Here is a 9,588-nt window from a genome sequence, read left to right as displayed (position 1 = left end):
GCGACTCAGTGAGCGACGGTTCGACCGCAGAATCCCGCCATGGCGGGAAAATGCCCGCCGCCACTGACGGCCCGCTGCCGGATCCGCTGCGGCACCACGGCGATGTCGAGGTGGGGGATGGGCTGCTCGATTTCGCGGTGAACGTCTACCCCGGCGGTCGGCCGGCGTGGCTGGAGACGGCGCTGCACGACTCGCTCGGATCCATCGCCTATCCCGACGATGAGCCGGCGCGGAAGGCGCTTGCGAAGCACCACGGCCGCGCCCGCGACGAGGTGCTCCCGACGGCGGGGGCGGCGGAGTCGTTCACGCTGCTCGCCCGGGCCAGGCCATGGCGGGGGCCGGTCGTCGTGCATCCGCAGTTCACCGAGCCGCACGCGGCGCTCGAACAGGCCGGCCACGAAGTCACGGAGGTGCATTGCCGAGCTGAGAACGGGTTCGCCCTCGACCCCGCCGCCGTGCCCGAGGATGCGGATCTTGTCGTCGTCGGCAACCCGACCAACCCCACCGGCGTACTCCACCCCGCCGCCACGCTCCTCGCTCTCCTCCGTCCCGGCCGTCTGGTCGTGGTCGACGAGGCGTTCATGGACGCGGTGCCCGGAGAGCCCGAGACCCTCACCGGCGCCCCCGAAGACGGCTTGCTGGTGATCCGGAGCCTGACGAAGCACTGGTCGATCCCCGGCGTACGCGCCGGCTATGTCGTCGGCGACGCCGCCGCTATCAGCGACCTGGAGGCGGTGCGTACGCCATGGTCGGTCTCGGCCACCGCCGCCGCCGCGATGCTCGCCTGTGCCACCGAGCGCGCGAGCGCCGAAGCGAGGACGCGCGCCGAAGAGATCGCCTCCTGGCGCGGCCACCTCGAGGCGGGTCTGCGGGATCAGCAGATCGAGTACGTCCCCTCGGCCGCATCCTTCGTCCTGGCTCGCCCGGGCGCCGGAGTCCGTGAGGGCCTGCGTGCGCGAGGAATCGCCGTCCGCCGCGCCGACACCTTCCCCGGCCTCGGCCCGGACTGGGTGCGGATCGCGGTACGCCCGCCCGAGCTCATCGACCAGCTCTTGCGCGCCCTGGACAGGAGCAGTGCATGACTCGGCGGCTTCCGAGGGGGTCATCGGCCCGTACCTGTGGAGCGCTATACGCACCAGGTACGTATAGCGCTCCACAGGTCCGCGCGGATCGGCGACTCCGGTGAGTGCGGCTCGCGCCCTCGGGCTCCTGCTCGGGTTCGGCCTGGATCGACTGCTCGGCGACCCGCGGCGGTTCCACCCGGTCGCCGGGTTCGGCACCGTGGCGATGCGGGCCGAACAGACCTGGTACGCGGACGACCGAGCCCGAGGCGTCCTCCACACCGCGACGCTGGTCGGGGGAGCGGTGGTTCTCGGTGCCGCCGCGGAGCGACTCGCCCCCGGTCGGGCAGGGAGAATCGTGGTGACCGCGGCCGCGACCTGGGCGGTCCTGGGCGGCCGCTCGCTGGAGCGGGAGGCGCTGGCCGTCCACGCCCATCTCGACCGCGGTGATCTCCCGGCCGCGCGGCAACGACTGACCCACCTCGTCGGCCGCGACACCGCCGAGCTCGATGCCTCCGAGGTCTCCCGGGCCGTGGTCGAGAGCGTCGCCGAGAACACCTCCGACGCGGTGGTCGCGCCGCTGGTGTGGGGCGCAATCGCGGGCGTACCCGGCCTGCTGGGCTACCGCGCCGCCAACACCCTGGACGCGATGGTCGGGCACCACAACGACCGCTACGAGCACTTCGGCTGGGCCAGCGCCCGCCTCGACGACCTGCTCAACCTGCCCGGCTCGCGGTTCACCGGCCTGCTCGTCCTGGCGGCGCGTCCTAGCCGTGCCCGGAACGCGTGGGGGGCCTGGCGACGTGATGGGCCTGGCCATCCCAGCCCGAACTCCGGTGTTGCCGAGGCCACGTTCGCTGGTGCGCTCGACACCCGTTTGGGCGGCATGAACACCTACTACGGCACCCGAGTCGAGCACCGTGCCGTCATGGGCGCCGGCCCACCGGCGAGGCCCGGTCACATCCCCGCCGCCACTCGTCTCGCCAGCCACGTCGGCCTCGGTGCCGTCCTGGTCGCAGCGGCGGTGGCGGTGGCGCCGGCTGGGAGGGGCAGACGCTGAACTTGGGGACCAGCGCCCAGGAGATTGTGCGGGTAGGGACTATCCGCACAAGCCTAGATCTCGGCGTCGCGTTCCGAGAGCGAGTCGATGAGACGCTCGAGCTCCGTGACCATCGTCGGTTGGTCGTCGGCCGCTGTCGCGACCAACGTGTCGATGTCGATGTCCCAATACCCGTGGACGATGCGGTTACGCGTCCTGGTCGCACCGCGCCATGCGATGACGGCTTCGGCATCGCGAGTGGCGTCCGAGATCTGGCTGGCTGCCTCTCCGAGAACCGTGAAGTGCCACAGCAGCGCTGCGCGACGTATCGAATCAGTCTCGATCTGCCTGGTGTCCAGGTCGCCTACGAGTTCTCGGATCGCCGATGCCGCGTCGCGCATCTAACGCAGCAGCAGGAGCTCACGCCGCATAGAGGCGCCTGGCGTCGGCGAGAACCTGATCGCGGATGTAACGGTTGACCGAAGTTCGCCCGACCAGGTCGACGGGACGGCCGAAGACCTCGGCGAGGTCGTCCTCGAGGTCGAAGATCCGAAAGCCAAGGCGAGTGCCGGGCTTGAGGACATAGAGGAGGTCGATGTCACTGTCGGGCCGATCCTCGCCGCGGGCGACCGAGCCGAAGACCTCTAGCGAGGCGACGCCGTAGCGCTCGCACACCTCATGCAAGCGATGAGTATCCACATCGAGCAGAGCCATGTGTTCAGTCTAGACGAGCGCCACCGGCCGCTTCTTACGTGACGACCGAGCAAGCTCGCCGTTCGACCTCGCTCGGTCGCCACGCTCCTCAGCCCTCACACGCCTCACAGTCCGGGCCGTTCTCGATGGCGCAGACCTCAGCGTCGCTCCAGTCGTCCCAGCTGAGGTCGTCGATGGCGTCGGTGGTCGTGGTCGGGCTCTCGTTCATGGTCGTTCACCGTTCTTCGTAGAGGTCAGCTTCGTAGTGATCGGAGTCAGCCGCGGGTCTGCTTGCTGGCCTGGATGCCGGCCCGCGAGCGCAGGTAGTAGAGGCTCTTGATGTTCGGGTCGAGCAGGGCGCGCTTGTGGATCTTGCTGATGTACTGCGGGGTCGCGTCGGCCTGGAAGAACAGGTTGAGCGACTGGGCCTGGTCGATGAAGACCTGTCGGTCCGAGGCCCGGGCGAGCAGGATCTCCTGGTCGATCTCATAGCCCGTCTTGAACACGTCCTTCTCGTGCTCGTCCAGCCACGAGACGTGCTGCACGGAGCCGCCGTTGTCGATGATGTCGTCGATGTGGACCTGGTCGTAGACCCCGCGCTCCTTCATCACCTCGACGAGGTTCTGGTTGGCCCGCGGCATCTCGCCGGCGGAGGTGGTCTGGTTCCAGACGTTCGCGACGTACGGCTCGATGCCCTGGCTGGTGCCGCCCACGATCACCGCGGTGCTCATCGTCGGCGCGATCGCCATCAGGTGGGAGTTGCGGCGCCCGACGCACCATTCGGGCACCCCGGCCACCGACCCCATCCACCGAGAGGCCGCGTCGGCACGCGACGAGATCCGCTCGAAGATGTCCTTGTTCAGCGCCGCGGCCTTGTCGGACTCGAACGGCACCCGCTGCTTCTGCAGATAGTCGTGGTAGCCCATCACGCCCAGACCCAGGCTGCGGGCCTTCTCGGTGTAGCGCACCGCCCGCTCGAGCCCGCGGATGGTGCGGGCCTTGCGCAGGAACGCCTCGGCGACAGCGTCCAGGAAGACGGTCGCGACGTACGCGGTGTCGGCGTCCTTCCACTCGTCGTAGGTCGACAGGTTCAGCGAGGAGAGCACGCAGGTGTAGGAGTGGTCCTCGTCGCTGAACAGGGTGATCTCCGAGCACAGGTTGGAGGCCTTGTTCTCCAGGCCGTTGGCCCGATAGGACTCGGTCTGCGCCGCGTTGACGGTGTCGACCTTCCAGATGTAGCCCTTGCCGAGCACCACCCGGATCTTCAGCACCCGCTGGTAGCGCTCCAGCGCGTCACGGTCACCGGCCAGCATCCGGTCGATGAACGCCTGGCTGAAGATCCAGCCGATGTTCTTGTTGGCCGGCTCGCGGAAGATCAGGTCGGCGAGCTCGTAGAAGTCCGGGTGGTCCACGGGCAGATAGCCCGCCCAGGAGCCGCGGCGGGTGGCGCCCTGGCTGATCTGGTTGGTCATCTCGACGAAGTTGCAGAAGACCGGGACGACCCCGTTGGCCTTGCCGTTGTCGGAGAACTTCGCTCCACGGGGACGTACGTCACCGAGGTACGCCGAGGTCCCGAAGCCGTTCTGGGAGAGGATCGCCGCCTCCTTGAGGGTCTCGTAGAAGCCCCAGACCGAGTCCTCGACGTAGGACCCCTCGCACGAGACGGGGAGCCCTCGGTCCGTGCCCAGGTTGGAGAGCACCGGGGTGGAGGGCGAGAGCCAGCCGTTCCAGATCGCCTCGAAGAACCGCTCTGCCCAAGCGACCCCGTCCTCGCGTGGATACATCTCGTCGGCCAGCTCGCCGGCGGTGGTCGCGATGGTCTCGTAGCGGTCGCGGACGCTCTGGCCCTCGACGGTGTACTTCGCCTTGAACATGGCGTAGCCCGCGGTGGTCATGAACCCCGGCACGATGCCCTCGGTCTGCAGCGCCTTGCGCTCGGCGGAGAGTGTCTCCCAGTTGCTGTTGCTCATCAGAAGCTGAACTCCGTCTCGCCGATGTTGCGGTTGTATTCGTTGCCGGTGACCTGGAAGAAGTCGTGGAACTGGGTGCCGTTGATGCCGTTGTAGAACCACTCGGCGATCGGGTTGTCCTCGTCTCCGAAGAGCGGCTCCATCCGCATGTTCGCCAGCGTCAGGTCGACCCGGGAGCGTACGAACGCCTCCAGGTCGGCCTGGTCGATGCCGGGGATCGGCCCGTGGGCGAAGAGCATCTCCACGATGCGGGCCTCGTGGGCGTAGAGGTGCTCGGCCACGTCGCGAACCCTCGCGAAGAGGTCGTCGCGCTCGGCCTCGAACTTGTCGGCCGGCACGGTGGCGGCGTACTCCTCGAGGGTGATGTTGAACAGCCAGGCGCCGCCGGTGGCGTGAAGATTCTCGTCGCGGGCGGAGAAGTTGATGCCGCTGATCACGTTCTGCAGCAGGTTCTTCCCGCCGGACTGGAAGTGCTTGAGGAAGGCGAAGCTGGAGTAGAGGACGCAGTTCTCCATCAGCGTGAAGACGCTCAGCGCGTAGAGGAGGTCCTCGTCGGCGATCGCGTCCCACACGAACGCGATCCGCTCGGCCAGCACGGGATCGTTCTTGTAGGAGTCGTAGAACTCCTCGGTGTCGATCATGAGCACCTTGTTGAGTTTCGCGTAGAACGGCGCGTGCATGTTGAGCTCGGCGAACGAGAACGCGTTGGTCATCATCTGGATCTCGGGCCGCGGGAACGCGTGGAAGAGCCGGTCGCCCCACACCTCGCCGCCGAGGATCAGCTCGTAGATGGTGAACAGTTTGAGCGTGGTCTTGACCGCTGCCTGTTCGGCGTCGGTCATGTTGACCAGGAAGTCCTGCTTGTCGTTCTCGACCGGGATCTCCTCGGCCGTCCAGAAGATGCTGCGCTGCTTCTTGGCCAGGTCCTCGGCCATCGGATAGTCGAAGACGTACGCCGACTTCTCGGTGCGGATCGGTAGACCGGCGGTGTCGATCATCTCATCGTCCCCCCTTCGTACGCGGGCCCGCCCGGCCCGCTCGGATGTGTTGCTCATCCGCGCGTCGAGGAGAAGAGAGGAGAGGACGTCGGCGCCCGGCCGGGAGAACCGGTCGCGAGCGCTGCTCGATCCTCAGACCTTCCCTCGAGGTCGCGGACCACCGCACCCGGCGGGTGCGGCGCGCTGGCAGGTCTTCGGACTCGTGGGCGTTCTCGTGCTCGGTCCTACTGGCCGTCGCTTCCCAGGAGCCGGCTTGCTCCCAGTGCTTCGTGACGGCGGTCGTTCCCACTCACCGCTGCGGGGCAGTCCCGGAGTCTCACCGGGTTCCCTCTTGCCTCCTCCGCCCCGTCGCCGAGGGGGAGGAACCAGCTGCGGGCACCACTATATGCAGGAATTACAGCAATGCAACTTCCTAGATCTAGTGGTTCGCCGCGTCGTCGACAGCGCCGCCGATGACGCTGGTACGGCCGTGCTAGCCTCTGCTCCGAGTCGAACGCATCCTGAAGGATGCCAGGGAACTCCGGTGTGAATCCGGGACTGGCGCGCAGCGGTGAGGGAGACGGCGACGCTAGACGCCACTGGGACCTGAGGTCCTGGGAAGGCAGCGTCGTCGGTTGATCCCGAGTCCGAAAACCTGTCGGCTCAGATGTACGTCACGGCCCTCGCGATCAGGGTCCAGAGGACCTGAGAGGCCGAGAGCCGTGGAAACCGCCCCGCTGCGACGCCCGCTACCGGCACGACGGAGAGCGGCGAGGAGGCGTGGTGCCGGCGGGAGCCGACGCGTCCCGTTCGTGCCGTTGGTCCTCGGCCTGCTGCTCGCCTCGGTGCTCAGCGCCGTGGTCTCCCTCGCGTTCGGCTCGGAGCGGATCCCGGTCGGCGAGGTCGTCGCGGCGGTCGGTGACCGGCTCCAGGGCAACCCACCGGGCAGATGGGACGTGATCGTGTGGGAGCTCCGCGTGCCCCGGGCGCTGATGTCCCTGGTCGTGGGCGCCGGACTCGCGGTGGCCGGCGCCGGCATGCAGACGCTGGTCCGCAACCCGCTCGCCGACCCGTTCCTGCTCGGGATCAGCTCCGGCGCCTCGGTCGGGGCGACGGCGGCGATCACCACGGGCGCACTCGCGGGCTTCGGCATCTACGCCGTCTCGACCGGTGCCCTGCTCGGAGCCATCGCCTCGGCGCTGCTGGTCTGGCTGGTGGCGACCGCGCAGGGCGGGCTGACCCCCATCCGGCTGGTGCTCTCCGGTGTGGTGCTCTCCTCGGGGCTCTCCGCGATCGCCTCGTTCCTGGTCTTCATGAGCGACGACCCCCGCGCCGCCGACTCGGTGATGTTCTGGATGCTCGGCAGCGTCGGCGGCGCCAGCTGGGAGAAGCTCTGGCTGCCGGCCGCGCTCACCCTCGTGCTCGGCCTCGGGATGCTGGCGCTGCACCGGTGGCTGGACGCTCTGGCCGCCGGCCCGGAGACGGCCGCCTCGCTCGGTGTGAACGTCGCGGCGCTGCGTACGACATTGTTCGTGGGGTTGGCCGTGCTGGTCGGGGTCCTGGTCGCGGTCAGCGGCGGGATCGGGTTCGTCGGACTGATCGTGCCGCACGCGACCCGGCTGCTCGTGGGCGCCCGGCACCGGGTCGTCCTCCCGGTCGCGGCGCTGGGCGGAGGGCTGTTCCTGCTGTGGGTCGACGTGCTGGCGCGGCTGGTCGCGCGACCGCAGGAGATCCCGCTGGGTGTGGTCACCGGCGTCGTCGGGGCGCCGCTGTTCCTGCTGCTGATGGGTCGAGGGCACTACCGGTTCGGGGGCGCGCGATGACCGCGCACGAGGACGGGACCGTGCTGCGGCTGCGCGGCGTCGGGGCCCGCCTGGGCACCCGTGAGGTGCTTCGCGACATCGACCTCGACGTGCCCGTCGGCAGCCGTCTCGGCATCGTGGGCGTCAACGGCGTGGGCAAGTCGACGCTCCTGCGCATCCTCGCCGGGGTGCTGCGCCCGACCTCCGGGCACGCCTACCTCGCCGACGAGACCGGACGGCTCCACGAGACCAGCCAGGTCGCCTCGCGCGAGCGGGCCCGCCGGCTGGCGTACGTCCCGCAGGAGGAGGTCGTCTCGGCCGAGCTGCTCGTCGGCGAGATGGTGGCGCTGGGTCGCGTGCCGCGCACCCGGCCCTGGTCACGCGGCGGGAGGCAGGAGCGCGAGATCGTACGCACGGCGCTCGACGCTGTCGGGCTGGCCGACCGCATCGACGACCCCTGCGAGAGCCTCTCCGGCGGCGAGCGGCGACGAGCCGTGCTCGCCCGGGGCCTGGCCCAGAGCTGCCCGATGATGCTGCTCGACGAGCCGACCAACCACCTCGACGTCGCCTGGCAGCTGCGGCTGCTGCGTACGGTCGCGGACCAGGCCACGACGCTGGTCGCGACCATCCACGACCTCGACCTCGCGATGCGCTCCTTCGACCGGATCGCCGTCCTCGGGCGCCCCGCGGACCCCGATCCCGACGCCGATCCCGACACCGGGCCGGCGACCGTGGTGGCCCTCGGGGCGCCGGCCGAGGTGCTCGACACGATCGCGGTCGAGCACCACTTCGGCGTGGGGTCCGTCCAGGTGCCCCATCCGCACCTGCCCCAGTCGCACCTGCTCATCCACCATCGGGAGGAACGCTCCGCATGACCACTCTCAGCACGGGGCCCGTGCGGCGTACGCGTCTCGCCTGCCTGGCCGCGCTCGCGCTCGGCGCCACCGTTCTCACGGCCTGCGGCACGGACGCCCGAGCCGGATCCGGCAGCGCCGGCACCGCGGACGGTGCGATCACCGTCGAGAACTGCGGAGAGAAGGTGACCGTCGACGAGCCGGTCACCGAGCTCTACGCCTACGACGGCGGCATCATCTCCATCGCCCTGGCGGTAGGGGCGCGGGACGAGCTCGTCGCCGTCACCGGGATCGCCCGCGACCAGCAGCTGCTCGAGCTCGCCTATCCCGAGGACCGGGTCGACGAGCTCGAGGTCGTGGGGGAGGACCACCCGACCTTGGAGACCGTGCTGGCGCTTCAGCCGCAGATGATGTTCGCGGGCTGGGGCTACGGGTTCAGCGAGTCGCGCAACCTGATGCCCGAGATGGTGGAGGAGCGAGGCATCGAGACCTACCTGCTCAGCGAGACCTGCCGGCAGGAGGACGGCGACCGGGGCACGATGGAGGCCTGGCAGGCGCTGCGTACCGACCTGCTCAACATCGGCGAGCTCACCGGCCACGACGAGACCGCGCAGAAGGTCGTCGCCGACATCGACGAGCGGCGCAAGGCGCTGGAGAGCGCGCCGCAGCCCGCGAAGAAGCCGACCGCCTTCCTGTTCGACTCCGGCACCGACGCGATCTTCACCTCCGGCTCCTTCGGCGGGCCGCAGGCCATCTTCGACACCGCCGGGGTGACCAACGCGACCGCCGACGTCGAGGACACCTGGACCGAGGTCGGCTGGGAGCGGTTCGCCGCGGCGAAGCCCGACATCATCTACTTCGTGGACTACCCCGGCCAGTCCTACGAGGAGAAGGTCAAGGTGTTGAAGTCCAACCCGGCCTCCCGTGACCTGCCTGCCGTCAAGGAGAACCGGTTCGTGAACCTGCCGTACGCGATGTGGGTCTCCGGTCCGCTCAACATCGACGCCGCCGAGTCGGTACGGCGCTCGTTGGAGCACTTCGGCCTCGCCCCCGACTCCGGGATCGAGCCGAGCCTGGACATCACCGGTCTCACCAACCTCACCGGCAACGAGTGGCTAGCGGACTGACCCACGCGTCTGCCGAAGCGGGCATGTAACACGTCGTTCGTAGGACTACTCGCCCTATCCAATAG

9 protein-coding genes and 2 riboswitches are annotated in these 9,588 nt (G+C 69.1%); of the genes, 5 read left to right on the top strand and 4 right to left on the bottom strand.

Annotated features, from left to right (window positions below; genetic code table 11):
• The first annotated feature begins 50 nt into the window (after positions 1–50).
• Entirely contained in the window at positions 51–1,082 is a 1,032-nt protein-coding gene (cobC, locus tag ACRDPS_RS01810; RefSeq protein WP_431499904.1) for an Rv2231c family pyridoxal phosphate-dependent protein CobC, read from the top strand.
• Between the two features lie 100 nt (positions 1,083–1,182).
• The gene (locus tag ACRDPS_RS01805; RefSeq protein ID WP_431499903.1) at positions 1,183–2,121 is read left to right on the top strand and encodes a cobalamin biosynthesis protein; all 939 of its coding nucleotides are present in this window, start codon (positions 1,183–1,185) and stop codon (positions 2,119–2,121) included.
• A 53-nt stretch (positions 2,122–2,174) separates the two neighbouring features.
• Here the strand turns inward: ACRDPS_RS01805 and ACRDPS_RS01800 are convergent, their stop codons facing one another.
• The 4 genes from ACRDPS_RS01800 to ACRDPS_RS01785 all read right to left on the bottom strand — a co-directional run bounded on the left by ACRDPS_RS01800 (position 2,175) and on the right by ACRDPS_RS01785 (position 5,818).
• Positions 2,175–2,501 carry a HepT-like ribonuclease domain-containing protein gene (locus tag ACRDPS_RS01800; RefSeq protein WP_431499902.1) on the bottom strand — a complete coding sequence of 109 codons (327 nt, stop codon included), beginning with the start codon at positions 2,499–2,501 and terminating at the stop codon, positions 2,175–2,177.
• Between the two features lie 19 nt (positions 2,502–2,520).
• Positions 2,521–2,814, bottom strand: coding sequence for a nucleotidyltransferase family protein (locus tag ACRDPS_RS01795; protein WP_431499901.1), 294 nt, complete (start codon positions 2,812–2,814; stop codon positions 2,521–2,523).
• A 254-nt stretch (positions 2,815–3,068) separates the two neighbouring features.
• Complete coding sequence (locus ACRDPS_RS01790) at positions 3,069–4,763, bottom strand: ribonucleotide reductase N-terminal alpha domain-containing protein (protein WP_431499900.1); 1,695 nt, start codon at positions 4,761–4,763, stop codon at positions 3,069–3,071.
• Positions 4,763–5,818 carry a ribonucleotide-diphosphate reductase subunit beta gene (locus ACRDPS_RS01785; protein WP_431499899.1) on the bottom strand — a complete coding sequence of 352 codons (1,056 nt, stop codon included), beginning with the start codon at positions 5,816–5,818 and terminating at the stop codon, positions 4,763–4,765. The genes ACRDPS_RS01790 and ACRDPS_RS01785 overlap by 1 nt, the downstream gene beginning before the upstream one ends.
• 111 nt (positions 5,819–5,929) lie before the next feature.
• A riboswitch (cobalamin riboswitch) is annotated at positions 5,930–6,146 on the bottom strand.
• Positions 6,147–6,234: 88 nt separating this feature from the next.
• A riboswitch (cobalamin riboswitch) is annotated at positions 6,235–6,417 on the top strand.
• 135 nt (positions 6,418–6,552) lie between these two features.
• Here ACRDPS_RS01785 and ACRDPS_RS01780 point away from each other — a divergent pair.
• The 3 genes from ACRDPS_RS01780 to ACRDPS_RS01770 are packed head-to-tail and all read left to right on the top strand — an operon-like array spanning position 6,553 to position 9,523.
• Complete coding sequence (locus ACRDPS_RS01780; protein WP_431499898.1) at positions 6,553–7,563, top strand: FecCD family ABC transporter permease; 1,011 nt, start codon at positions 6,553–6,555, stop codon at positions 7,561–7,563.
• A complete protein-coding gene (locus ACRDPS_RS01775) occupies positions 7,560–8,417 on the top strand; it encodes an ABC transporter ATP-binding protein (RefSeq protein WP_431499897.1) in 858 nt (285 codons plus the stop codon). The genes ACRDPS_RS01780 and ACRDPS_RS01775 overlap by 4 nt, the downstream gene beginning before the upstream one ends.
• Positions 8,414–9,523, top strand: a complete 1,110-nt coding sequence (locus ACRDPS_RS01770; protein WP_431499896.1) for an ABC transporter substrate-binding protein — start codon at positions 8,414–8,416, stop codon at positions 9,521–9,523. Before ACRDPS_RS01775 ends, ACRDPS_RS01770 begins: the two co-directional genes overlap by 4 nt.
• Positions 9,524–9,588 lie beyond the last annotated feature (65 nt).

It is taken from the genome of Nocardioides sp. (genome assembly GCF_050699375.1).
Classification (GTDB): Bacteria; Actinomycetota; Actinomycetes; order Propionibacteriales; family Nocardioidaceae; genus Nocardioides.
This window is presented reverse-complemented; position numbering and strand designations above follow the sequence as displayed.

Bases quoted from the DNA above. Each gene is read 5' to 3' on its own strand.
- cobC (WP_431499904.1), top strand. From the start codon at position 51: ATGCCCGCCGCCACTGACGGCCCGCTGCCGGATCCGCTGCGGCACCAC.
- ACRDPS_RS01800 (WP_431499902.1), bottom strand. From the start codon at position 2,501: ATGCGCGACGCGGCATCGGCGATCCGAGAACTCGTAGGCGACCTGGAC.
- ACRDPS_RS01795 (WP_431499901.1), bottom strand. From the start codon at position 2,814: ATGGCTCTGCTCGATGTGGATACTCATCGCTTGCATGAGGTGTGCGAG.
- ACRDPS_RS01790 (WP_431499900.1), bottom strand. From the start codon at position 4,763: ATGAGCAACAGCAACTGGGAGACACTCTCCGCCGAGCGCAAGGCGCTG.
- ACRDPS_RS01785 (WP_431499899.1), bottom strand. From the start codon at position 5,818: ATGAGCAACACATCCGAGCGGGCCGGGCGGGCCCGCGTACGAAGGGGG.
- ACRDPS_RS01775 (WP_431499897.1), top strand. From the start codon at position 7,560: ATGACCGCGCACGAGGACGGGACCGTGCTGCGGCTGCGCGGCGTCGGG.
- ACRDPS_RS01770 (WP_431499896.1), top strand. From the start codon at position 8,414: ATGACCACTCTCAGCACGGGGCCCGTGCGGCGTACGCGTCTCGCCTGC.